The 24513-nt window shown below is 55.9% G+C and carries 16 protein-coding genes and 1 pseudogene; 15 read left to right on the forward strand and 2 right to left on the reverse strand.

The features are described from left to right. The first annotated feature begins 84 nt into the window (after positions 1-84). The 3 genes from I6L58_RS00740 to tyrR all read left to right on the forward strand — a co-directional run bounded on the left by I6L58_RS00740 (position 85) and on the right by tyrR (position 4185). Positions 85-1482, forward strand: coding sequence for a YcjX family GTP-binding protein (locus tag I6L58_RS00740; protein WP_088208389.1), 1398 nt, complete (start codon positions 85-87; stop codon positions 1480-1482). Further along, positions 1479-2531, forward strand: coding sequence for a YcjF family protein (locus I6L58_RS00745; RefSeq protein WP_088208390.1), 1053 nt, complete (start codon positions 1479-1481; stop codon positions 2529-2531). The genes I6L58_RS00740 and I6L58_RS00745 overlap by 4 nt, the downstream gene beginning before the upstream one ends. Positions 2532-2643: 112 nt before the next feature. Next, positions 2644-4185, forward strand: a complete 1542-nt coding sequence (tyrR, locus tag I6L58_RS00750) for a transcriptional regulator TyrR (RefSeq protein ID WP_006175580.1) — start codon at positions 2644-2646, stop codon at positions 4183-4185. Positions 4186-4219: 34 nt separating this feature from the next. Here tyrR and tpx read toward each other — a convergent pair whose 3' ends face one another. Further along, positions 4220-4726 carry a thiol peroxidase gene (gene tpx / locus I6L58_RS00755; protein WP_006175578.1) on the reverse strand — a complete coding sequence of 169 codons (507 nt, stop codon included), beginning with the start codon at positions 4724-4726 and terminating at the stop codon, positions 4220-4222. 106 nt (positions 4727-4832) lie between these two features. Between tpx and ycjG the strand changes: the two genes are divergently transcribed. Then, complete coding sequence (ycjG, locus tag I6L58_RS00760) at positions 4833-5798, forward strand: L-Ala-D/L-Glu epimerase (RefSeq protein ID WP_042319902.1); 966 nt, start codon at positions 4833-4835, stop codon at positions 5796-5798. On the opposite strand, the gene mpaA is transcribed toward ycjG, so the two are convergent. After that, a complete protein-coding gene (gene mpaA, locus I6L58_RS00765; protein WP_140418806.1) occupies positions 5789-6502 on the reverse strand; it encodes a murein tripeptide amidase MpaA in 714 nt (237 codons plus the stop codon). The genes ycjG and mpaA overlap by 10 nt on opposite strands. 183 nt (positions 6503-6685) lie before the next feature. Between mpaA and I6L58_RS00770 the strand changes: the two genes are divergently transcribed. The 11 genes and pseudogenes from I6L58_RS00770 (at position 6686) to I6L58_RS00820 (ending at position 24512) form a co-directional block, all read left to right on the forward strand. Then, positions 6686-8302: a peptide ABC transporter substrate-binding protein gene (locus I6L58_RS00770; protein WP_088208392.1), complete on the forward strand. Its 1617-nt coding sequence runs from the start codon at positions 6686-6688 to the stop codon at positions 8300-8302. A 768-nt stretch (positions 8303-9070) separates the two neighbouring features. Next, positions 9071-9562, forward strand: coding sequence for a type VI secretion system contractile sheath small subunit (gene tssB, locus I6L58_RS00775; protein ID WP_088208393.1), 492 nt, complete (start codon positions 9071-9073; stop codon positions 9560-9562). A gap of 42 nt (positions 9563-9604) precedes the next feature. Beyond that, positions 9605-11141, forward strand: a pseudogene (gene tssC / locus I6L58_RS00780) (type VI secretion system contractile sheath large subunit). Positions 11142-11154: 13 nt separating this feature from the next. Continuing rightward, a complete protein-coding gene (gene tssK, locus I6L58_RS00785) occupies positions 11155-12492 on the forward strand; it encodes a type VI secretion system baseplate subunit TssK (protein WP_088209525.1) in 1338 nt (445 codons plus the stop codon). Then, positions 12489-13154, forward strand: a complete 666-nt coding sequence (tssL, locus tag I6L58_RS00790) for a type VI secretion system protein TssL, short form (protein ID WP_088209524.1) — start codon at positions 12489-12491, stop codon at positions 13152-13154. Before tssK ends, tssL begins: the two co-directional genes overlap by 4 nt. Beyond that, on the forward strand, positions 13151-14863 hold the full coding sequence (locus I6L58_RS00795) for an OmpA family protein (protein ID WP_088209523.1): 1713 nt from the start codon (positions 13151-13153) through the stop codon (positions 14861-14863). Before tssL ends, I6L58_RS00795 begins: the two co-directional genes overlap by 4 nt. A gap of 1 nt (position 14864) precedes the next feature. After that, on the forward strand, positions 14865-15356 hold the full coding sequence (gene hcp, locus I6L58_RS00800) for a type VI secretion system effector Hcp (RefSeq protein ID WP_006178104.1): 492 nt from the start codon (positions 14865-14867) through the stop codon (positions 15354-15356). Between the two features lie 160 nt (positions 15357-15516). Beyond that, positions 15517-18159, forward strand: coding sequence for a type VI secretion system ATPase TssH (gene tssH / locus I6L58_RS00805; protein ID WP_217060246.1), 2643 nt, complete (start codon positions 15517-15519; stop codon positions 18157-18159). Then, positions 18156-20498, forward strand: coding sequence for a type VI secretion system Vgr family protein (locus tag I6L58_RS00810; protein ID WP_088209196.1), 2343 nt, complete (start codon positions 18156-18158; stop codon positions 20496-20498). Before tssH ends, I6L58_RS00810 begins: the two co-directional genes overlap by 4 nt. Beyond that, on the forward strand, positions 20498-21433 hold the full coding sequence (locus I6L58_RS00815) for a hypothetical protein (protein WP_088209195.1): 936 nt from the start codon (positions 20498-20500) through the stop codon (positions 21431-21433). Before I6L58_RS00810 ends, I6L58_RS00815 begins: the two co-directional genes overlap by 1 nt. Beyond that, positions 21423-24512 (forward strand): T6SS effector BTH_I2691 family protein, encoded by a 3090-nt coding sequence (locus I6L58_RS00820; RefSeq protein WP_088209194.1) that lies wholly within the window; start codon positions 21423-21425, stop codon positions 24510-24512. Before I6L58_RS00815 ends, I6L58_RS00820 begins: the two co-directional genes overlap by 11 nt. The last annotated feature ends 1 nt before the right edge of the window (position 24513 follow it).

The raw sequence follows: 24513 nt of genomic DNA on the forward strand, positions 1-24513 counted from the left end.
TATGAATTGATAATCAACGATCTGCCCCAATTTATTGTATTCTGAAGCAAGTCATTACAGGCTTCCAGGCAATGAAGGACGGCGATGAAGCGACTTAAAAATGAACTTAACTCTCTGGTCAACCGTGGCGTGGATCGCCATCTGCGTATCGCCGTCACGGGGCTGAGCCGCAGCGGTAAGACGGCGTTTATCACCGCCATGGTTAATCAGCTGCTCAACTTGCACGCAGGTGCACGGTTACCGCTGTTGAGCGCGGTAAGAGAAGATCGTCTGCTGGGCGTGAAACGAGTCCCGCAGCGTGACTTTGGTATCCCGCGTTTTACCTACGATGAAGGTTTAGCCCAGCTGTACGGCACGCCTCCGGCCTGGCCTACGCCCACGCGAGGGGTTAGTGAGATCCGCCTTGCGCTGCGCTTTCGCTCCAGTGAATCCCTGATCCGGCATTTTAAGGACACTTCCACGTTGTATCTGGAAATCGTGGATTATCCCGGTGAATGGCTGCTGGATTTACCCATGCTGGCGCAGGACTATCTCAGCTGGTCTCGTCAGATGACCGGCCTGCTACAAGGCCAACGTGCGGAATGGTCGGCGAAATGGCGACAGCTGTGCGAAGGTCTGGATCCGCTCGCCCCCGCCGACGAGAATCGGCTGGCGTTAATCGCCGAAGCGTGGACGGACTACCTGCATCAATGTAAACGGGAAGGGCTGCATTTTATCCAGCCCGGGCGTTTTGTTTTGCCGGGCGATCTGGCGGGTGCACCTGCGCTCCAGTTTTTCCCGTGGCCTGACGTTGACGGTATCGGTGAGTCAAAACTGGCGCAAGCGGATAAACATACCTATGCCGGCATGCTCCGCGAGCGTTACAACTACTACTGTGAAAAAGTAGTCAAAGGGTTCTATAAGAATCACTTTTTACGCTTCGACCGCCAGATTGTGCTGGTGGACTGCCTTCAGCCGCTTAATAGTGGGCCGCAGGCGTTCAACGATATGCGTCTCGCGTTAACGCAGCTGATGCAAAGTTTTCACTACGGCCAGCGCACGCTGTTCCGCCGCCTGTTTTCTCCGGTTATCGACAAGCTGCTGTTTGCGGCAACCAAAGCAGACCATGTGACGGTCGATCAGCACGCCAATATGGTGTCACTGCTCCAGCAGTTGGTGCAGGATGCGTGGCAAAACGCCGCGTTTGAGGGCATCAGTATGGATTGCCTTGGCCTGGCCTCGGTTCAGGCGACGCAGAGCGGATTGATTGACGTCAACGGCGAGAAAATCCCGGCCCTGCGGGGGCATCGCCTGAGTGACGGTGAACCGCTTACCGTCTATCCTGGTGAAGTTCCTGCACGCCTGCCGGGACAGGCTTTCTGGCAGAGCCAGGGTTTCCAGTTCGAGGCTTTCCGTCCGCAAATGATGAACGTTGACCAGCCGTTACCGCACATCCGCCTGGATGCCGCGCTTGAGTTTTTGATAGGAGACAAATTGCGATGACGGAACCGTTGAAACCGCGCATTGATTTTTCCGGCAAGCTGGAACAGGAGCAGGCAGAGGTCTTTAAGTCTGCGCACACTTTCAGCGGCACGCAGGCCGAGAATTTTGCTCCCGCCCGGGTCGATGAGCCGCTGGTCGAAGACGGGCAGGCGGAAGCGGTGATTGACGCCGCGCTGCGGCCCAAACGCAGCCTGTGGCGCAGGATGGTGATGGCCGGACTGACGCTGTTTGGAGTGAGCGTGGTCGGGCAGGGTGTGCAATGGGCGGCTCATGCCTGGCAAACTCAGGACTGGGTGGCGCTCGGTGGCTGTGCGGCGGGTGCGCTGATTGTCGGCGCGGGCGTGGGGTCGGTTGTCACCGAATGGCGCAGGCTCTGGCGTCTGCGACAGCGTGCTCACGAGCGCGACGAGGCACGAGACTTGCTGCACAGCCACGGCACGGGAAAAGGGCGGGCGTTCTGCGAAAAACTGGCAAGCCATGCAGGGATCGATCAGTCCCATCCTGCGCTGCAACGCTGGTATGCCGCTATTCATGAAACCCAGAATGACCGGGAAGTGGTGACGCTCTACTCCCATATGGTGCAGCCGGTGCTGGACGCACAGGCGCGCCGTGAGATCAGCCGCTCGGCGGCAGAGTCGACCCTGATGATTGCCGTGAGCCCGCTGGCGCTGGTGGATATGGCGTTTATCGCCTGGCGTAACCTGCGCCTGATCAACCGTATTGCCAGCCTGTACGGGATTGAACTTGGCTATTACAGCCGTCTGCGTTTGTTCAAACTGGTGCTCCTGAATATCGCCTTTGCCGGTGCCAGCGAGCTGGTGCGTGAAGTTGGCATGGACTGGATGTCGCAGGATCTGGCTGCGCGCCTGTCGGCCCGCGCTGCGCAGGGCATCGGCGCAGGTCTGCTGACCGCGCGTCTGGGCATTAAGGCGATGGAGGTGTGCCGTCCGCTGCCGTGGATCGACGGTGATAAGCCGCGGCTGGGGGATTTTCGCCGCGAACTGATTGGTCAGCTTAAAGAGACGCTCAATAAAAAACCCGTGGCGTAATGCTTTTGTTCACTAATCGTGCTGGCTGTCAATATTTGTTGACAGCCACCTTCCCGAACACCGTGATCTGACATATCATTTTAGTGTTAATGGCTTAAACGGTGAATTTCCCATGCGTCTGGAAGTCTTTTGTGAGGACCGTCTCGGTCTGACCCGCGAGTTACTCGATCTCCTTGTTTTACGTAGCATTGATTTACGTGGCATTGAGATTGACCCTGTCGGGCGAATTTACCTCAACTTTGCCGAAATTGAATTTAATACCTTCAGCAGCCTGATGGCGGAAATCCGCCGTATCGCTGGCGTTACGGATGTGCGTACCATCCCCTGGATGCCTTCAGAGCGTGAGCACCTCGCGCTCAGCGCATTGCTGGAGGCCATGCCTGAACCTTTCCTGTCGCTGGATTTGAAAAGCAAAGTTGAACGCGTCAACCAGGCCAGCTGTCAGCTTTTCGCGCAGAGTCAGGAGAAGCTTAGCAATCATCACGCGACCCAGCTGATCCCCGGCTTTAATTTCCAGCGCTGGCTGGACAGCAACCCGCAAAACACCCACAGCGAACATGTCGTGATTAACGGGCAGAATTTCCTGATGGAGATCACCCCGGTGTACCTGAAAGGGGAAAACGACGCGCGCGTCTTAACCGGTGCGGTGATCATGCTCCGTTCAACCGTTCGCATGGGCCGCCAGCTGCAAAATCTTTCCAGCCAGGATGTGGGTGCGTTTAGCCAGATCGTTGCGGTCAGCCCGAAGATGCGTCATGTAGTCGATCAGGCGCGCAAGCTCGCTAACCTCACTGCGCCGCTCCTGATCACCGGGGATACCGGTACCGGCAAAGATTTGCTGGCACACGCGGTGCATCAGTCCAGCCCGCGTGCGGCTAAACCGTATCTGGCGCTGAACTGTGCTTCGATTCCGGAGGATGCGGTAGAGAGCGAACTGTTCGGCCACGCGCCGGAGGGTAAAAAAGGCTTCTTCGAGCAGGCGAACGGTGGCTCGGTGCTGCTGGATGAGATCGGCGAAATGTCGCCACGCATGCAGGCCAAGCTGCTGCGCTTCCTGAACGATGGCACCTTCCGCCGCGTCGGGGAAGATCATGAGGTACATGTGGATGTACGCGTGATCTGCGCTACCCAGAAAAACCTGGTCGAACTGGTGCAGAAAGGGGTATTCCGCGAGGATCTCTATTATCGCCTGAACGTGCTGACGCTGAACATTCCACCCCTGCGCGATTGCCCGCAGGACATCATGCCGCTGACCGAGCTGTTCGTGGCCCGTTTTGCGGACGAGCAGGGCGTACCGCGCCCGAAACTGTCCGCTGATTTAGGCACAGTGCTGACGCGCTACGGCTGGCCGGGCAATATCCGTCAGTTGAAAAACGCCGTTTATCGCGCGTTGACTCAGCTCGAAGGGTACGAATTGCGCGCGCAGGATATCCTGTTACCGGATTACGATGCCGGAACCGTGTCCGTGGGCGAAGAGGCGATGGAAGGTTCGCTGGATGATATTACCAGCCGCTTCGAACGTTCGGTGCTAACGCAGTTGTACCGTAGCTACCCGAGTACCCGTAAGCTGGCTAAGCGTCTGGGCGTGTCGCACACGGCGATTGCCAACAAACTGCGTGAGTATGGTCTGAGCCAGAAGAAGGGTGAAGAATAAATAAAAAAGCCTCTGCAAAGAGGCTTTTTTGTTATTACGCTTTCAGCACGTCGAGAGCGGCGGTGTAATCCGGCTCGGTGGTGATTTCGTTTACCAGCTCGCTGAATACAACGGTGTCGTTTTCGTCGATGACCAGAACAGCACGCGCCGCCAGACCTTTCAGCGCACCTTCGGAGATAGCCACGCCGTATTGCTCAAGGAATTCCGGGCTGCGCAGGGTGGAAAGGGTGATAACGTTGCTCAGGCCTTCGGCTCCGCAGAAGCGAGACTGGGCAAACGGCAGGTCAGCAGAAATGCACAGCACCACGGTGTTGTCCATTTCGGTCGCCAGCTGGTTGAATTTACGCACGGACGCGGCGCATACGCCGGTATCAATGCTTGGGAAAATGTTCAGGACTTTACGTTTGCCGGCAAACTGGGCCAGCGTGACGTCGGACAGGTCTTTCGCTACCAGAGTAAAAGGCTGCGCTTTGCTACCAGACTGAGGAATGGAACCTGCAACAGCTACCGGGTTGCCCTGGAAATGGACGAGTTGTGACATAGATATCTTCCTGTTTACAAATAGTTAACGTCGTGGCTAGTGTATGCCAACAGCAGATAACACGGCAAACCAATTTTTCGCCTTACCGGGCTGCAAGGAGTCAATGATGAGAAGTGTTAAGGTCTATGAAGAAGCCTGGCCACTGCATACCCCGTTTGTGATCTCCCGCGGCAGCCGTAGCGAAGCCAGCGTTGTCGTGGTGGAGATAGAAGAAGAGGGCGTGAAGGGCGTGGGAGAATGTACGCCTTATCCGCGTTACGGGGAGAGCCTCGCCTCGGTGATGGCGCAAATTATGACCCTGGTGCCCGAGTTGCAAACCGGGTTGACGCGCGACGCGCTCCAGCAACGTTTACCTGCCGGCGCAGCCCGTAACGCCATCGACTCTGCGCTCTGGAGCCTTGACGCAGCACAGCAGCAGTCCTCTTTGTCCGCCATGCTGGGCGTGACGTTGCCAGAGTCGATCGTTACCGCGCAAACCGTCGTGATTGGCGAACCCGAACAGATGGCCGCAAGCGCAAAAGCGTTGTATGAGACCGGCGCGCGGCTGCTCAAGGTGAAACTCGACGATCGGTCATTGAGTGAGCGTATGGTCGCCATTCGCGCGGCCGTGCCGCAGGCAACCCTGATCGTTGATGCAAACGAGTCGTGGCATAGTGAAGGACTGGCCGCACGCTGCCAGCTCTTGGCCGATTTGGGCGTCGCCATGCTGGAGCAACCTTTACCGGCGAATGAGGATGCGGCTCTGGAGAATTTCATTCATCCGTTGCCGATCTGTGCAGATGAAAGCTGTCATACCCGTGACAGCCTGTCGCAGCTAAAAGGCCGGTATGAGATGGTGAACATCAAGCTCGATAAAACGGGCGGGTTAACCGAAGCGCTTGCCCTTGCGCAAGCGGCCAGAGAGGAAGGATTTGGCTTAATGCTTGGCTGCATGCTGTGCACCTCCAGGGCTATCGGCGCAGCGTTACCGTTAGCAAATCAGGTGCGCTTTGCCGACCTCGATGGCCCAACGTGGCTGGCTGTGGATGTCTCACCCGCGCTGAGCTTTTCCACCGGGGTGCTTCACCTTTGAGATTGCCACTGCAGAAGATCTACCATCGCCTTGAGGTACTTCTCGCTTGCCTCATCGGACGATATCGGGGGGAATTCTGCGGTAATGCAGTGTAACCCCAGATCGACGCACCAGCTGCCAAAGGACCCCGGCGTTTCGTAGCCAACGCTTGTCACCAGCGGCAGGGAAAACGCGTCAGCAAGCCACTGACCCAGCGCCGTGTGGCGGGGATCTTCAATGCAGGCCAGCGGATCGTGAAAAGAGACCACCCACGCGGGGTGGATCTTATGGATAAGCTGGCACAGCGCCTGGGTTTCCGGTTCAGAGCCGGGCTTTTCTCCCGTCAGTAAAACAACGTCACGCTCCCGGGCCGAACTGTTCCAGCGATACACCGTCTCACCGGCACGCCAGTTAGCCGCCGGGAAATTACGATTTAAATCGATCCCTCTCGCATTTGCCCGTAGTCCAAGCTGACAGCCGTCCGGGTTGACGGTCAAAATGACGTGATGGCGACGCAGTTCCGGAGCAAGGGTGCGCAGCGCGCAGGATAAGGTCACGATGGAGGAGTTCTCATCCCCGTGTGTACCGGCAATAATTAAACCGCTATCGCGATCGGCCTCAGGAGCAGGGAACCAGATCAGCGGTGCGCCTAAAAAGGAGCGGCCATAATGCTCGGTTCCTGGCGGGAAAGCGCCGCGTTCTGTTCGGGGTCTTGTCAGTTCCATAGCAAATCCTGGTGAAGAAGTCTTTACAGGCAGTGTTGTGCAAAATCGGGGGTAAATCAATGCGTTTCCTGTGCGGCTTAAAATTGCCAGATATCAACTTTCCGGGTTAAGGTATTTGCATTTCTCTGTTTCGAAACAAATAATTACGCAACTGCTGTTAGCTGACTTCTTAAAGGGGATCTTATGAAGCATCCTGTTTCGCTGCTTTGTTCTGCGCTGTGGCTGTGCGGACTCTCTTCACTCTCTTATGCTGCTGATGTGCCACAGGGAACTGTGCTGGCGCAAAAACAGGAACTTGTCCGACATATTAAAGATGAACCGGCTTCGCTGGATCCGGCGAAAGCGGTGGGATTACCGGAGATTCAGGTGATCCGCGATCTGTATGAAGGGCTGGTTAATCAGAATGAGAAAGGGGAATTAACGCCCGGCGTGGCAACGCACTGGCAAAGCAATGATAACCGTGCCTGGACCTTCACGCTTCGTGACAACGCTAAGTGGTCCGATGGAACGCCGGTAACGGCGCAGGACTTTGTCTATAGCTGGCAGCGTCTGGTCGACCCGAAAACCACTTCGCCATTTGCGTGGTTTGCTGCACTGGCGGGCATTACTAACGCCCAGGCAATCATCGACGGTAAAGCGGCACCTGATACGCTTGGCGTAACGGCTGTTGATGCCAAAACCCTACGCGTTCAGCTCGATAAACCGCTGCCGTGGTTCAGTAACCTGACGGCAAACTTTGCGTTTTTCCCTGTCCAGAAAGCCAATGTCGAAAGCGGCAAGGCGTGGACGCGCCCAGGTCAACTGGTCGGTAACGGCGCGTATGTGCTGAAAGACCGCGTCGTGAATGAAAAACTGGTGGTCGTACCGAATGTCCACTACTGGGACAATGCGAAAACGGTACTGAAAAAAGTGACGTTTATTCCCATTAACCAGGAGTCATCGGCAACTAAACGCTATCTGGCAGGTGATATTGATATCACCGAATCTTTCCCAAAAAACATGTACCAGAAGCTGCTCAAAGATATTCCTGGACAGGTTTACACCCCGCCGCAGCTGGGCACCTATTACTATGCCTTTAACACGCAAAAAGGCCCCACTGCGGATGCCCGCGTGCGTCTTGCACTGAGTATGACGATCGATCGCCGCATTATGGCCGAGAAGGTATTAGGCACGGGTGAGAAGCCCGCCTGGCATTTCACGCCGGACGTGACGGCAGGGTTTACTCCGGAGAAATCACCTTTTGAGCAGATGACGCAGCAGGAGCTGAACGCCCAGGCAAAAACCCTCCTGCAGGCCGCAGGTTACGGTCCTCAGCGCCCGCTGAAGTTAACCCTGCTGTATAATACCTCCGAAAACCATCAGAAGATTGCCATTGCGGTAGCGTCTATGTGGAAGAAAAACCTGGGCGTTGACGTCAAACTGCAGAATCAGGAGTGGAAAACCTACATTGATAGCCGCAATACCGGCAATTTTGATGTGATCCGTGCGTCATGGGTAGGAGATTACAACGAGCCATCGACCTTCCTGTCGCTGCTGACCTCGACCCATAGCGGGAATATCTCCCGCTTTAACGATCCGGCGTACGATAAGATTATCAACCAGGCGACGCTGGAAACCACCGCCAAAGCCCGTAACGTCGATTACAACATGGCTGAGAAAATTCTTGCAGAAAAAGCGCCTATCGCGCCTATCTATCAGTACACCAATGGGCGTCTGATTAAGCCGTGGGTTAAAGGGTATCCGATTAACAACCCGGAAGACGTAGCGTATAGCCGCACGATGTATATTGAGAAGCACTAATCGGTACTGGTTTCCTGCTGACGGCGGGTATCACTGTTCAATAAAAACTGGCGCTTGCAGCGCCAGTTTTTTCTTTGTAGTGCATAACGGAACGGTGATATTGGTCTCAATATGCTTACTTCTATTGCTGCAATACAGTAGAATGCAGTCTCAGATTTTTATTTCAAGGACCAATCCGAATCATTATTGAGCGGCCTCATTTTTAATGCTGGTTTATTGATATAATAAATGTATTCGAAACGAACGTTATTCATATATTGTAGTTATTGTTTTTCATTTAAGTTATATGCTGGAGCTATTAATATTTATCATCATGCATTGACAAGGATGATATGTTTTTAATGGTTACTGTCAATAATATAAAACGCTTTTATCTACCTTTTATGAAGTCCATTATCAGACTGTTTTAGTACTGCAACTTACATCAGAATATGGCGATTATTAAATCTTTTTGTGCCTTGAGATTTTTGGCTTACAAGTTTTGCATTGATTTAACTCAATAAAATACGTGTTATTTAGCATATACCTATTACTTATATCATCCCTGGCTATTTATTGGGTATTTTTTATTTAATTTAGTTTTTATGTTCGGTGCTTAGTGCAGGCATAGTGCTCATTGTTTTTAACTTTCGGTGGTAAATTCTTAAGAAATTCCTTAATGAAGGTCATTGGGCTGTAAAGTTGCTTTTGTGTGGTTATTTGTTCTAGTATTGCTGTATAAAGAAACGTCGTTCGTTTAACAATCATTCCTTAAGGAAAGGGACTGCTATGGCTGATACGTTCCAGAATGAAGTGCCTAAGGCACGCATTAATTTAAAGTTGGCTTTACACACCGGGGGCGCGCAAAAGAAAGTCGAACTGCCCCTTAAACTCCTTACCGTTGGTGATTTCAGTAATGGCAAAGAGTCCCGTCCATTATCTGAACGCGAAAAAATCAACGTCAACAAGAATAACTTCAACAGTGTGCTCTCAGAATTTTCTCCAGAGGTTAATCTGACTGTCCGTAATACGCTGGCAGGAGACGGTTCAGAAGAGAGCGTCAAATTACGTTTCTCCGATATGAAAGACTTCGAACCAGAGCAGGTTGCCCGCCAGATCCCTCAGCTTCGCGCCATGCTGGCCATGCGTAATTTATTACGCGACCTCAAATCCAATCTTCTTGATAACGCCACTTTCAGAAAAGAACTCGAGAAAATTCTTAAAGACCCGGCGCTGTCCCGGGAATTACGCGACGAAATGAGCGCGCTTGCCCCGAAATAAGCTGCGTGCACGCTTTTTAATGGATTAAAAGAGAGAATGCTGATGTCTGTTAATACTGAAACAAGCCCGGCACAGGGGCAAACCACGGTTCTTGAGAAAGACGGCGTTTACGCCTCCCTGTTTGAAAAAATCAACCTGGCCCCGGCGTCCAGCCTGGGGGATATCAACGCCTTTCTGGACGATGCCGCCCTGTCTGACGCCCCGGCGGGTGAACGTCTGACCGCGGCGATGCAGGTCTTTATGGACTGCATTCGTAAATCGGGTCAGCAGGTTGAAAAGCTCGACAAGACGCTGATTGACCATCACATCGCTGAACTGGACTATCAGATCAGCCGCCAGCTGGACGCGGTAATGCACCATGAAGCGTTCCAGAAGGTGGAATCCCTGTGGCGCGGCCTGCAGCAACTGGTCGACAACACGGATTATCGCCAGAACGTGAAAACCGAAATCCTGGACGTCTCAAAAGACGATCTGCGTCAGGACTTCGAGGATGCGCCGGAGCTGGTCCAGAGCGGCCTGTACTGGCACACCTACACCGCCGAGTACGACACCCCGGGCGGCGAGCCGATCGGTTCGGTGATCTCCTCTTACGAGTTCGACGCCAGCCCGCAGGACATCGCGCTGCTGCGCAACATCTCCAAAGTCTCCGCCGCGGCACACATGCCGTTTATCGGCTCCGTCGGCCCGGCATTCTTCCTGAAAGACTCCATGGAAGAGGTGGCCGCGATTAAGGATATCGGCAACTACTTCGACCGCGCCGAATACATCAAGTGGAAATCCTTCCGCGACACCGACGATTCCCGCTACATCGGGCTGGTGATGCCGCGCGTGCTGGGCCGCCTGCCGTATGGTCCGGACACCGTGCCGGTGCGCAGCTTCAACTACGTTGAGCAGGTGAAGGGCCCGGATCACGAGAAATACCTGTGGACCAGCGCGGCGTTTCTCCTTCGCCTCCAATATGGTGAAGAGCTTCATCAACAACGGCTGGTGCGTGCAAATTCGTGGCCCGCAGGCGGGCGGCGCGGTGAAAGATCTGCCTATCCACCTGTATGATCTCGGCACCGGTAACCAGGTGAAAATCCCGTCAGAGGTGATGATCCCGGAAACCCGCGAGTTCGAGTTCGCCAACCTGGGTTTCATTCCGCTGTCCTACTACAAGAACCGCGATTACGCCTGCTTCTTCTCGGCGAACTCCGCCCAGAAACCGGCGCTGTACGACACCGCCGATGCGACCGCCAACAGCCGCATCAACGCGCGTCTGCCGTACATCTTCCTGCTGTCGCGCATTGCCCACTACCTGAAGCTGATCCAGCGTGAAAACATCGGCACCACCAAGGATCGCCGCCTGCTGGAGCTGGAGTTAAACACCTGGGGGCGGGGTCTGGTGACCGAAATGACCGATCCGGGCGACGAACTGCAGGCATCCCATCCGCTGCGCGATGCGAAGGTGGTGGTGGAAGACATCGAGGACAACCCGGGCTTCTTCCGCGTGCGTCTGTATGCGATGCCGCACTTCCAGGTGGAAGGGATGGACGTGAACCTGTCTCTGGTCAGCCAGATGCCGAAAGCGAAAGCGTAAGGCGGTAGCAGGGATGAAAACAGTACGACCATTGTGGGGGCGGGGCCAGATGGTCTCCCCGCAGCATTTTCAACAGCAGGCCGCTTCTGCGGCCTGGCAGACTGAGTGCGTCGCCCGTATGGGTTCAGCAGAACCTTGGGGGATTGTGCAGGCAATATTTGATGCTGCGTTGCTGAAACAGGGAAAACTGAAAGCCAGCCGTCTTTGTGTGCGTTTTGCAGACGGGATGCTGATTGATACGGACAACGCAGATTCACTGCCAGCGGTGATGACTCTGCCGGAAAGCCACACCCTGACGGTGGTCCTGGCCCTGCCTCTTGAGCATGAAAATGGCGGCAACTGTCTGCAACCGGAGCAACAGGCCGAGCGTCCGGTGCGCTGGCGTTTGGCCTGGCGGGAGGTGCGTAACCAGTACGGTGACGACAGCCGCCAGATTGCGGTCATGCAGCCAGAGCTAACGCTTCGCGCGCTTAATGATGACAACGGCAACTACCAGACCGTACCGGTGGCCCGTCTTAAGCGCGACAGCCAGGGAAAGTGGTTGCAGGATGAAGCCTTTATTCCTCCATTACTGTACGTGCAGGCAAGTCCGTGGCTGACGGAACAGTTGGCGCAACTGACGGGCCAGTTACGCTCCCGGCTGACGCGCTTGATGGCGATGCGCCGGGAAAGCAACGAGCGGATGGCAGACTTTGCGGTAGCTGACGTCTCCCTGTTCTGGCTGCTGAATGCGCTCAACAGCGCAGAACCCGTGCTGAGGCACTTTGTACGTCACCCGCAGACTCACCCGGAACGGCTTTATGAAGCCCTGGCTGGGCTGGCGGGCAGTCTGCTGACGTTCTCGCTTGACCATACCATCGCCGATATTCCGGCATACCGCCACGGACAGCTGACCGAGGTTTTCCCACCGCTGTTTGATCTGCTGGGCGTACTGCTGGAGGCGAGCCTGCCATCAAGAGTCGTAGCGATTGAGATGGAGAGGGATGAACGTCGCAAACGCTGGCATGCCCGTCTACTTGACCCGAGGCTGCGCGAGGAGGCCGATTTTTATCTCTCGGTACGCTCCCCGCTTCCGGTGGCGCAACTGCTGGAACAGTTTCCGCAGCAGTGCCGGGCAGGCAGCCCGGACGAGGTGGACCGGGTGGTAAACGGCTCGCAGGCTGGTATTCCTCTACGCGCCATGACCCACGTTCCGGCTGCCATTCCCCTGCGGCTTGAGAACCAGTATTTCACCCTGGATATGACTCACCCGGCGGCTCAGGCCATGCTGGCGGAGGGAAGCTGTGTGTTTTACGTGCCAGGGTTGCTGGGTGAACCTGAACTTGAACTGTTTGCGGTGCTGCGCTCATGAAACAGGAAATCTGTATTGACGACCTGATGGCGGATACGTGGCTGACGGTAACGGAACTGCGCTATGGCGCAACGCTGGCGAGTGGTGACGGCGAGGTGCTCTGGCAGCGCTGCGTAGACGACATCACCCGTGTGATGGCGCACCTGGAGCAGGCTGGCCTCAGTGAAGCCAGCCGTCAGCATATTCTGTATGCCTGGTGTGCCCTGCTGGATGAAACCGCCAAGGGCCGGGACGGGGAGGATGACGCCTGTATCGTCTGGTATGACCGCCCCCTGCAGGCGAAATATTTCGGTACGATGGACGCAGGAGACGAGCTGTATGAGCGGATGCGTGAGGTACTGCGGGAACCCGTGCCGGATATGGCGGTGCTGACCTGTTTTCACCGGGTGCTAATGCTGGGCTTTAAGGGGCGTTATGCCCTGAATGACCCGGCGCGGGAACAGCTGATCCGGGCGCTTGCGGAGCGCGTACCGTCGTTTGAGACCACACAGGAACGGCCGCTGCTGGCTACGGTCTCCGGCGGTTACGGACTGCGTGAGTGGCTGCGGCACTGGCCAGTGTGCATCGGGCTATCGGCCATGATTGTCGCCGGACTGTGGCTGGGGCTGAATCACTGGCTGGATACGCTGGTTGAGGCGTTGCTGTCGGGAGCCGGGAAATGAGCGTGCGCCATCTGCGCCTGTTGTGGTTGTGGGGCGGGCTGCTTGCGTTAGTGCTGTGTCTGTTGTTTCTGCCTCTCTCCTCAACGGCACATGCTGCCCTCATTCTGCTGGTGTTAACCGTCGTGGTTGCCGGCCTGATTTACGCCGGACGCCGCGGGGGTGTTTCTCCAGAGGATATTCGCTGGCTGAATGATCTGCCGGAAGCGCCTTATCGCCTGCCGGTGGTGCTGGTCTGCGGAGATATGACTGCATGGCCTGGGGAGAGCAGACTACACCGCACGGCGCAGGGCTGCTGGCTGAAGGTCGCCACCGCTGAGCTGCAACAGACGGTACGCCATCTGCTTTGGCAGCGTCCGGAACTGGGGGCTCAGTTGGCGGTCATGTTCAGTGTCTGCCCCGTTCAGCATACGGATGAAACGGAACTGGCCGCCCGACTGCATGAACTGCGCTGGCAGCTGACACAGATGCGGCGCGATTGCGGGCGGACCGTTCCACTGTTGCTGATGAGTACAGTTGCCGGTATGTCCGTCGATGAGGCGTTGTGGCAGACGGTGCGAATGGAAGAACCGATGCGGGTCTGGCATGACGATGACACGCCCGTCAGCGTCAGCGCATGGCTGTTACAGGGAAACACTGCCGCCCGTCATTTGACTCAGGTGCGGATGAGCGCCCATGCGCGCTTTGTGGCGGAAACGGTGCTGCCGGTTTTAACGGAAGAGCCAGCGGATATGCCGCGCCTGCAGCCTTCTATGGTGCTCTACCGAATGGCGGCATTATCCGGCGGGACGGCAGTTGCCGAATCCCTCTGGCATTCCTGGCTGGCCCGGAGAACCACCCTGACCGGACTTCCTGGTTGGTTGCCTGCTGCCAGCGCATCTGATGCTGCTGTACTGCCGGATTTTGTCCTTCCGTTGCTGCCACAGGGCGGTGGCGTGACGCCGCGCAGCCGTTTTCTTCGACGGGCATTCTGCCTCTTTACTCTCGCGACAGTTATTGCGCTGTGCAGTAGCGGCTGGAATAACCGCCAGCTGTTACAGCGGCTGAGTTTTGACATTGACCATTATGACCGCATTGCCATGGATAACTATGGCCCGAAAGCAGCGGCTGTCAGGGTTTTACGTGACGATGCAACGCTGTTGGATAACTGGTCACGTAACGGCGAACCGGTGAACATGAGTCTCGGGCTGTATCAGGGGGAGCGTCTGCGCATGCCGATCCTTGACGCCATTCGCTCATACGTCCCGCCTCCGCTGCCGCCAAAACCGGTCGAAAAAGCCATACCCAAAATCGTCCGCCTCGACAGCATGTCGCTGTTCGACACCGGCAGGTGGGCGCTGAAGCCTGGTTCCACGAAGCTGCTGGTCAACTCGCTGGTGGGCATCAGGGCGAAACCCGGCTGGCTGATTGTGGTGGCGGGCCATACCGACAGCACCGGTAATGACAGGTCCAACCAGGTGCTTTCCCTTAAACGCGCGGAATCGGTGCGCGACTGGATGCGCGATACCGGCGACGTGCCGGAGAGCTGTTTTGCAGTGCAGGGCTACGGCGAAAGCCGGCCTGTCGCAACCAATGACACGCCGGAAGGCCGGGCGCTGAACCGCCGTGTCGAAATCAGCCTGGTGCCGCAGGCGAACGCCTGCCAGTTGCCGGGCAACACCCGTGCGCCATCGCAGGATGATGGTGCATTAAAAAATGAAATGGAGAAATAACATGGCAATTCCTGTTTATCTGTGGCTCAAGGACGACGGCGGCGCGGACATCAAAGGGTCCGTGGACGTTAAGGACCGCGAGGGCAGTATCGAAGTGGTGGCGCAGGAGCATAACCTGTACATCCCGACCGACAACAACACCGGCAAGCTGACCGGCACGCGTATCCACACGCCGTTCCTGTTCACCAAGGAAATCGACTCTTCCAGCCCGTACCTGTACAAGGCGGTGACCACCGGCCAGACCCTGAAATCGGCTGAGTTCAAGTGGTACAAAATCAACGACGCGGGCCAGGAAGTGGAGTACTTCAACACAAAACTGGAAAACGTGAAGCTGGTGAAGGTTGCGCCAAAAATGCACGACATCAAGGACCCGGCGTTCGAGAAGCACAACCATCTGGAACAGATTGAGCTGCGCTACGAGAAAATCACCTGGACCTATAAAGACGGCAACATCATTCATTCCGATTCGTGGAACGAACGTACTACCGCTTAATTTCGTTGCGGACAGGGGCCCCTGTCCGCCGTTTTTGCTGAGCGCCTGCCCCGCGGACGTTCAGCAAAGAACACACAATCTGCCTGCCTGACCTGATGCGCTTTGGTAAGTCAACAGCGAGGGGCGGTAGCGTGCCCGGAACTGACAAAGAGAGAATCTCATGGAAAATCCAGCCATCCTGCTACGTCGTCTTAACCCTTACTGCGCCCGTGCAATGGAAGGAGCCGCCTCCCTGTGTCAGACCCGGGCGCATGCGGAAATCCTGCCCGAGCACTGGCTGCTGAAGCTGCTGGAGCAGGGCGAGGGGGACATCACGGTGATTGCCCGCCGCTACGAGTGGGACATGGAGGCGATATGGCAGGACCTGCTGGCATTCCTGGAGACACTTCCGCGTTCGGTGCGCAGCCGCCCGCAGCTCTCGGACGGTTTGCAGACCCTGATGCAGAACGCGTGGCTGCACGCCTCGCTGGCGGGGGAGACGCATATCCGCAGCCAGCACCTGCTGATGGCGGTGGTGGAAAAGCCGTCGCTCCTGCGCTGCGACGGCCTGTGGCCGCTGACCACCACCGGGCAGAGCCAGCTTGCGCGCCTGCGCGGGCTGCTGGATACGCAGTCCGATGAGCGGGAGGAGGTGCAGCAGGAAGAGGAATTAACCAAAAGTGATGAGGTTGAGTTTGTGGGCCGCCCGGTTGGTGCTGAAGTGAAAGAAGGCGAACTGTCGTCAGCGCTGCAGAACGCCCTGGACAGGTTCACCCTCGACGTCACCGCCCGCGCCCGCGACGGCAAAATCGACCCGGTGTTCGGCCGCGACAATGAAATCCGCCAGATGGTGGACATCCTCTCGCGCCGGCGCAAGAACAACCCGATTCTGGTCGGCGAGCCGGGTGTCGGCAAGACCGCCCTGGTGGAGGGGCTGGCGCTGCGCATTGCCGGAGGCAACGTGCCGGAGAGCCTGAAACCCGTCGCCGTGCGCACCCTCGACCTCGGCCTGCTGCAGGCGGGGGCGGGCGTGAAGGGCGAGTTTGAGCAGCGCCTGAAAAACATCATTGAGGCGGTGCAGCAGTCCCCGCTGCCCGTTCTCCTTTTCATCGACGAGGCCCACACCATCATCGGGGCGGGCAACCAGGCGGGCGGCGCGGATGCCGCCAACCTGCTCAAGCCCGCGCTGGCACGCGGGGAGCTCAGGACCATCGCCGCCACCACCTGGAGCGAGTACAAGCAGTACTTCGAGCGCGACGCCGCGCTGGAGCGCCGCTTCCAGATGGTGAAGGTCGACGAGCCGGACGACGACACCGCCTGCCTGATGCTCAGGGGGCTGAAGTCCCGCTACGCGCAGCACCACGGGGTGCACATCACGGATGAGGCGGTTCGCGCCGCCGTCACCCTCTCAAGACGCTACCTCACGGGCCGCCAGCTGCCGGACAAGGCGGTGGACCTGCTCGACACCGCCTCGGCGCGTGTGCGCATGAGCCTCGACACCGTCCCGGAGCCGCTGACCCGGATGAAGGCGCAGCTCACGGCGCTGGATATGGAGAAGCAGGCGCTGCTGGAAGATACCGCCATGGGCAGTACCCTGTCCGGCGAACGTCTGGCGGCGATTGAGCAGGAGGAGAGCCGCATCACCCGCGACCTCGGTGCCCTGGAAGCCCGGTACGGGGAAGAGCTGAACCTCACAAAACAGCTCTCGGAATGCCGCCAGGACCTCTCCCGCCACGCGGACATCGCGGACCTGCAGCAGCGGCTCACCTGTGTGCAGCAGGGCAGCCCGCTGCTGGGCCTGGACGTGGACGCCCGCACGGTGGCAACGGTGATTGCCGACTGGACCGGGGTCCCGCTCTCCTCGTTAATGAAGGACGAGCAGACGGAGCTGCTGAGCCTGGAGGATAACCTGGCCCGGCGCGTGGTGGGCCAGGACGCGGCGCTGAACGCCATCGCCCGGCGCCTGCGCGCCGCCAAAACCGGCCTTGCGCCGGAGAACGGCCCGCAGGGCGTGTTCCTGCTGACCGGGACCAGCGGCACCGGCAAGACCGAGACCGCGCTGGCGCTGGCCGATGAGCTGTTCGGCGGTGAGAAATCCCTGATAACCATCAACCTCTCCGAATACCAGGAGCCGCACACCGTCAGCCAGCTCAAGGGCTCCCCGCCGGGCTATGTGGGCTACGGCCAGGGCGGCATTCTTACCGAAGCCGTCAGGAAACGCCCGTACAGCGTGGTGCTGCTTGATGAGGTCGAGAAAGCGCACCGGGATGTGATGAACCTGTTCTACCAGGTGTTTGACCGGGGCTTCATGCGCGACGGCGAGGGGCGTGAAATCGACTTTCGCAACACGGTCATCCTGATGACCTCGAACCTCGGCAGCGACCACCTGATGCAGATGCTGGAGGAACAGCCGGAGGCCAGCGACGGGGACCTGCACGAACTGCTGCGCCCCATCCTGCGTGACCACTTCCAGCCCGCGCTGCTGGCGCGCTTCCAGACGGTGATTTACCGCCCGCTGACACAACCCGCCATGCGCACCATCGTCGGGATGAAGCTGAACCAGGTGAGCAAACGCCTGGCGCGCCACTACGGCATGAAAACCACAATTGCCGACGGCCTGCTGGACGCGCTGACGGACGCCTGCCTGCTGCCGGACACCGGGGCGCGTAACATCGACAGCCTGCTGAACCAGCAGATTTTGCCGGTGCTGAGCCAGCAGCTGCTGGCTCACATGGCGGCGGGGCAGAAGCCGCAGCATCTTACCCTCGGCTGGGATGAGGATGAAGGGATTGTGCTGGCATTTGATGAAGGAGAAAACGCATGAGCGTGACTAAACCGCTGCTCTTCAGCCACAGCCATCACCTGTTAAAGGTGAGCGACTGCACATCGCTGCCGGATGTCCTGTGTTTTGAAGGGCATGAGGCATTAAGCGAACCCTTTAAGTATGTGATTGAGTTCACTTGCAGTGACAAAGCCATTACGGCACAGCACATGCTGATGCAGGATGCGTCGCTGACCCTGCAGGCACCTGTGGACCAGGGATTCGGGATAAAGGTACAGGAGCAGGTACGCACGATCCAGGGTGTGGTGACGGCGTTTGAACGGCTCTCAACGTCTGAAGATGAAACCCGCTATTCACTGGCCCTGCAGCCACGTCTGGCGCTGCTCTCCCACAGCCACCAGAACCGGATTTACCAGGATATGTCGGTCCCGCAGATAGTGGAGCATATCCTGCGCACCCGCCACGACATGCGGGGGGAAGATTTTGTTTTCTCGCTGGCAAACGAGTACCCGCGGCGTGAACAGGTGATGCAGTTCGGTGAGGATGACCTGACCTTTATTTCCCGCCTGCTGGCGGAGGTGGGTATCTGGTTCCGTTTTACCGCGGACACGCGGCTGAACATCGACGTGGTGGAGTTTTACGACGACCAGCGCCACTACGAGCAGGGGCTGACGCTGCCGTCGGTGCCGCCTTCCGGCCAGCATGACAGCGGAACGGAGTCGGTATGGGGGATGGAAACACATTACCAGGTGGTGGAGAAAAGCGTCTTTACCCGCGACTACAACTACCGCAATGCGCCGGAGGACATGAGCCAGAGCACTGATGTGACGCGGGGCGATAAAACGACTTACGGTGAAGCGTACCACTGGGCGGATAATTACCTGACGGCGGGCAGCGCCGGGCAGCGTAATCCGGAGCCGGAGAGCGGGGCATTTTATGCCCGCATTCGCCATGAGCGCTACCTGAACCGCCAGACGCAGCTGAGCGGTGAGACCAGCTGCGCAACGCTGTTCCCTGGCCGGGAGCTGAAGGTGACCGGCGGGGAAGAGGTGACGGACATCTTCCGCCAGGGCGTGGTTATCACGAAAACGCACAGCCGGGCGCGACGCGACCGCAGCTTTGAGGTCACCTTTCACGCCATTCCGTATTCAGAGGATTACGGCTTCCGTCCGGAGCCGGGTGATAAACCGATGATGGCGGGTACGCTCCCGGCCCGGGTGACCAGCACGAAAACGAATGATATCTACGGTCATATCGACCGCGACGGGCGCTACAGGGTCAACCTGCTGTTTGATCGCGACCACTGGCAGCCGGGCGAGGAAAGCCTGTGGGTGCGCCAGTCCCGCCCGTACGCCGGGGACACCTACGGCCTGCACCTGCCGCTGTTGGCCGGGACAGAGGTGGCGATAGCCTTTGAGCAGGGTGACCCGGACCGCCCGTACATTGCGGGCGTGCTGCACGACTCAGCGCACCCGGACCACGTGACCATTCAGAACTACAAACGCAACGTTCTGCGCACGCCGGCGAACAACAAAATTCGCCTCGACGACACGCGCGGGAAGGAACATATCAAGGTCAGCACGGAGTACGGCGGCAAGAGCCAGGTGAATCTTGGTCATCTGGTGGACCAGGAAAAGCAGCAACGTGGCGAGGGAGCTGAGCTGCGAACTGATGACTGGATTGCAGTCCGTGGTGGAAAGGGAGTTTTTATCACTGCGGATGCGCAGATAAAAGCGCAGGGTCAACAGCTTGAAATGAAAGCAGCGCTGGAAACGCTTCAACAGGCGCAGGGGCTGGCGCAGTCGTTGAGTGAGGCAGTGAAAACAGCGAAGGCGGAACTGGCACAAGTGGAAGCACAAAAAAACCTGATGGAATCATCAATTAAAGAGCTACAGCAGGCCGCTTTACTATTGAGTGCTCCAGCAGGGATTGCCCAAGTCTCACCAGAAAGTATCCAGATCAGTACAGGTAATAATTTTATCCAGACCTCTGCAGAAAACAGCGATTTCAGTGTGTTTAAAAAATTCACCGTAGCTGCTGGCGAAATTATCAGTCTATTTGCCAAATCGCTGGGAATAAAGATATTCGCCAACAGAGGCAAGGTGGAAATACAGGCCCAGGGCGATGCAATGGAATTGGTCTCGTTGAAAGATATGAAGGTTCAGAGTAAGGATGGCGAGGTTTACATTACTTCGGATAAAAAAATCACGTTAGTGTGCGATAAAACAGCGCTGATTATTGAAAAGTCTGGTGTAACAATAAAAACGACTGGTGATGTAAATGTTAAAAGTGCCAGTTTTAATCGGCAGATGCCGCAGGCCTATCAGTATCAACCACCTGAGTTACCAGAAGATGCAACCTGCATAGAGGCGGCAAAATAATGGATGACCCAATAGCAGTTAATCCGCACCGTACATTGACAGAAAAACTCAATCAATATCCTGATATGTATCGCTATTTATTATTGGATCCATTGAAAACAGTATCCAGTGTTAATCCATTATATCTGCATAAATTAAAGCAGAGTCCCGGAGAGCACGCTATTTATCCTGTTCTGCGTCGCGATCTTGCATATTCACCAGAGCATTGCCCTCTGCTGGTTCTTTTGGCCTCACCAGGTGAAGAAAGTCATTATCCGTGGCTTGATGACACAGAAGGTTATGCGCGCGGAGAGGCGTTACAGGATAAACGTTATCTTTGTGGCTGGCTTGTCAGTTCACAGAAGCCCGAACAACTTGCGGTTTCACTGGCAGAACAGTGCAACAGGCTAAGTCATGCGTTTTTACCGTTTTTTGAACCGCTACGTTTTGAACTGTTAAAGGCTATGAGTCCTGTAGATGGGCTGGCCGGGAGTATCTGGCCCGTAAATCAATGGTTTTATATGACTGTGGCGGGTGAAATTGACTGCCAGACTGGTTACAAACCGGATGAGAAATGGCGTCTGAACTGGGGGGCTGAATGGACGCAACAAAATGTGTGTGCTGTCGGACATATCCTGAAAGCCTGGGGCGCTGTCACCGCCGTCATGCCTTCTGATGCGGCGATGCAGGCTGCGATGATGTGGAGAAAAACAGTGGAAACTGGCCTGAGTGACACAAGGGACAGCTATTTTTTAGCCGCCTGGTGCCTGGGACTCGGTGTGGATCTTTTACATCATTCAGCAGTAAAAGATCTGATACAGCAGGTCATCGTCGATCCTTCCATACGGTTATCCCGACGTCTGCAGGCGCTGCCGGAGATGATAAAACAGGAAATTAAGAATAAAGCCATAACTGGGCAGGCCGTAAATAAAGGAGTGCATCGCCATGACGTTTGATGAGAAAATTGACCAGTATGCCGATGCCAGTGAACAGGCCGCATCAACCCCGTCAGGGTGCAAAGCCTGCCAGCGAACCGGTCTACCGATTTTTCCACTGCGTGTGGCGGCGGTACCAAAAGCGCTGGTTAACTCGGGCTGGAAGCCAACTGTTCCGAAGCAGGATATTGCTCTGACAGGAGGTGAATTTAAATATGCTTTGCGCACTCTGCGCATGGGGTATCTATACGTATTGCTGGATAAAAGAGTCTGGCAAGGCTATCAAGTCACTGCCGAAGGGGATTTAAGGCAGTTTGATCCGCTAGCGATGCCGGAAGGAGACAAGGTTGAACCCATAAGCAAGGCATGCCGGGAACAGGGACACTGTATCAATGCGGGTTTTATTAATATTGATGACAAAAAATACAGCGAGGCCTGGCTGGCATTCAGCAGCGATCCGTGGAGCGAAGAGGTACTCGCAGGCTATAAGTCAGAGATGCGGCATGACAGTCGCTTTACAAAAATATCACTGGCTGCGCTTAAAGAAGATCCGACCAGCGTGCCTGAAGCGCTGGTGATGGATCCATCCCTGGCCTCACTGAAAGCCAGCGTGGCAGAGTTTGCCACTGAGGTGTTTGGCAACACGGAAAAAATAACCGGCAAACGAAGCGGGGGAGCGCATGGTTTTTATCCGCGACTGGAAAGTGCAAATGCCCTTGGGATCAGGGTTGCTCAAATGGGTGTTCAGTATCAATGTCGGATAGCGGCGCTGGCCTTAGACGATGAAGTGGGCGTGGTGCAGGAGTTGAACAACAGCCGACTGCAAATTGTGGAAGCGCGTCAGGATTATAATGAATTGCCGGAAATACGCTGTAAGCACATGATTTCTGATGCAATTGAACAATACCTGGCTTCGTTGAAAACAGTGATTGATGAAAGCAGCAAACCCCGGCATGAATCGATGCCAGGCGGATATCCTGTGGCCGGGCGAACCATTCCGAAAGAGCAGGTCGCGAAGGAAACCTATGCCGAAAGATGTGCACGTTTGCAGGAATATTATCATGAACCGAAACGTGCCGAATTCGCCGCGCAGTATCAGCAGACATTGCAAAACTACCAGAAGCGAATAGATGCTATCGGAAAAGACCTTAACGCCTGGTACGATGCAAAAAGCTGGCTGTCGGTCATCACTGACGATTACTCTCCAGAGACATGTCCTGCCGGATGGGCTGCTCAGTTATCGACAATGGCTGCATGCATTCAGGGAGGAAGTACCGATGAGGCGACGGAAAAGGTTTGGTTAAAATGGCTAAAAGATCCCAATAGCCCTGCCTTCATTGGAATGTTAGGTAATCAAAAATCTTTACTGGAAGCGGTTTACGCAGGAACCGGTGGCTACACCAATCTGAAAGCATTGTTGAGTGTGAAAGAGGTGGGCGACTGGATTGATTCAGAAGCCGTACAAAAGGCTGTTGCCCAACGCATGCTGGCAATGAGCGGCGCATTTAGTCGCCTGAGCGCAAAACTGGATCAGGCGGCACTGGATGGCTACAGCCGAATTGTTCAGGGGAATACCTATCTGATGACAGGCAGGCAAGTCACGGTATTCAATGTGACGATGACTGTCCGGGAATATCAGCAGTTGCATCGTGATATTGCACGTGTCCAGCTTTCAATGCATGGAAAATCAATTGAATACGGTGGTGAATTACGAAACGGTAAGCGAGCCTTACGTAAAGTCTCTGCTAACAGTCTTCCACAAATCAACGATCCGGTAGTGTTGAGACAAAAACTGACGCTGACAATGGTTGCAGACGCCACGCCTGCTGATTTTATTGCTTCTTTAAATAACGGCAAGCTTACCGATATAAGCAGACTCAATGAGTTGTCTGAGTTGCGTATTGCAGACGTCTCTCTGGATAACACGGTAAGTCGCACCCCTGTAAAACTGTCTCAAAGCCAGCTTAATAATGTGATTGAAGGGCAGGTCCAGTTATCCCGACGATTAATCAGTGGTAATGCTCTGGGCGGGATGCTGGGAGGAGGAATGCTATTCCTGCAGGTATCGGCGCTGGCAGAAAATATTAAAGCTGTGAAAACCGCAGTTAATGGTGACATTGCGCAGTTAACGTTAGCGTCAAATATGGCCATGGTGGTGAGTTCTGCGATAGAAACCAGTGGATTTGTCCATATGCTGGTGCGGGCAAACCCGTGGGACCTGCCGCCGAATGTTATCGTGAAGGGTGTTCCGATGTATGTTCACCCGCTGTTACGGTTGGGGGGAGCGATTGCGGGTGCGGCGTCCATTATTGATGGGATTGGGATGTGGGTTAAATATCGTGAAGCAAAAAAGGCTGGAGAGTCTAAAGCAGCGGGTTGGTATTGGAAAGCCAGCGTCGTTACCGTCGTTGGTGGTGGTCTCTTCATCTATTCTGCTTACGCTTGCTCGTTTGCACTAATTGGACCAGCAGGGCTGGCTGCGCTTTTGATCGTGGCTGGGGCTGCAATGGTTATTCAGGCTGAAAATGTCACCAGAAGCCCCTTTGAAGTGTGGCTTAGTGATGGCTGTTTTGGCGTGACGGATAAGCGCGGCGACAAGGATCCAGTATGGGATATCCATAACCTCGAAGATTTATACGATGCACTGATGGCGTATAAGGTCATTGTCAGCGGCATGACGGCTGAAGTGGCCTACCAGGATCTGATGGATGAATGGGATAGTTCTGCGGATGTCGTTAAAATGCGTGTCAGGTTACCAGGCTGTAACAGCAGCGAATCAGCGTGGAATCTTAAGCTTGTGGCGCAAGGAGATGACGGAACTAAATTATTGCTGATAAGTCAGTATGGTCTGAAAGACATTAAAGATACGGCTTCTGCAACAACAGATGATGGTTCCCATATATTGCGGGATCCTCGCCATCCGAACCTCCCGTTGAATAATTCTTTGACACAACGCTGGGATACGAATGCCTTGGTATTAGAAGGGCTGGCATGGGTCAATAGCACTCTCTACAGCCAGGCGGTACTCAATGTAGATTACTGGCCGGATAAAACCGATCCACAAAGTCTGATGACCCTGAATCTGAAAGTCACTGATTAGG

The organism is Enterobacter cancerogenus (assembly GCF_019047785.1).
Lineage (GTDB): Bacteria > Pseudomonadota > Gammaproteobacteria > Enterobacterales > Enterobacteriaceae > Enterobacter > Enterobacter cancerogenus.

What these genes read in the sequence shown, in the direction of transcription:
- I6L58_RS00820 (WP_088209194.1), top strand. Translation starts at nt 21,423, where the DNA reads ATGACGTTTGATGAGAAAATTGACCAGTATGCCGATGCCAGTGAACAG.
- I6L58_RS00815 (WP_088209195.1), top strand. Translation starts at nt 20,498, where the DNA reads ATGGATGACCCAATAGCAGTTAATCCGCACCGTACATTGACAGAAAAA.
- I6L58_RS00795 (WP_088209523.1), top strand. Translation starts at nt 13,151, where the DNA reads ATGAGCGTGCGCCATCTGCGCCTGTTGTGGTTGTGGGGCGGGCTGCTT.
- tssB (WP_088208393.1), top strand. Translation starts at nt 9,071, where the DNA reads ATGGCTGATACGTTCCAGAATGAAGTGCCTAAGGCACGCATTAATTTA.
- tssK (WP_088209525.1), top strand. Translation starts at nt 11,155, where the DNA reads ATGAAAACAGTACGACCATTGTGGGGGCGGGGCCAGATGGTCTCCCCG.
- tssH (WP_217060246.1), top strand. Translation starts at nt 15,517, where the DNA reads ATGGAAAATCCAGCCATCCTGCTACGTCGTCTTAACCCTTACTGCGCC.
- I6L58_RS00740 (WP_088208389.1), top strand. Translation starts at nt 85, where the DNA reads ATGAAGCGACTTAAAAATGAACTTAACTCTCTGGTCAACCGTGGCGTG.
- tyrR (WP_006175580.1), top strand. Translation starts at nt 2,644, where the DNA reads ATGCGTCTGGAAGTCTTTTGTGAGGACCGTCTCGGTCTGACCCGCGAG.
- hcp (WP_006178104.1), top strand. Translation starts at nt 14,865, where the DNA reads ATGGCAATTCCTGTTTATCTGTGGCTCAAGGACGACGGCGGCGCGGAC.
- tssL (WP_088209524.1), top strand. Translation starts at nt 12,489, where the DNA reads ATGAAACAGGAAATCTGTATTGACGACCTGATGGCGGATACGTGGCTG.
- mpaA (WP_140418806.1), bottom strand. Translation starts at nt 6,502, where the DNA reads ATGGAACTGACAAGACCCCGAACAGAACGCGGCGCTTTCCCGCCAGGA.
- I6L58_RS00810 (WP_088209196.1), top strand. Translation starts at nt 18,156, where the DNA reads ATGAGCGTGACTAAACCGCTGCTCTTCAGCCACAGCCATCACCTGTTA.
- I6L58_RS00770 (WP_088208392.1), top strand. Translation starts at nt 6,686, where the DNA reads ATGAAGCATCCTGTTTCGCTGCTTTGTTCTGCGCTGTGGCTGTGCGGA.
- ycjG (WP_042319902.1), top strand. Translation starts at nt 4,833, where the DNA reads ATGAGAAGTGTTAAGGTCTATGAAGAAGCCTGGCCACTGCATACCCCG.
- I6L58_RS00745 (WP_088208390.1), top strand. Translation starts at nt 1,479, where the DNA reads ATGACGGAACCGTTGAAACCGCGCATTGATTTTTCCGGCAAGCTGGAA.
- tpx (WP_006175578.1), bottom strand. Translation starts at nt 4,726, where the DNA reads ATGTCACAACTCGTCCATTTCCAGGGCAACCCGGTAGCTGTTGCAGGT.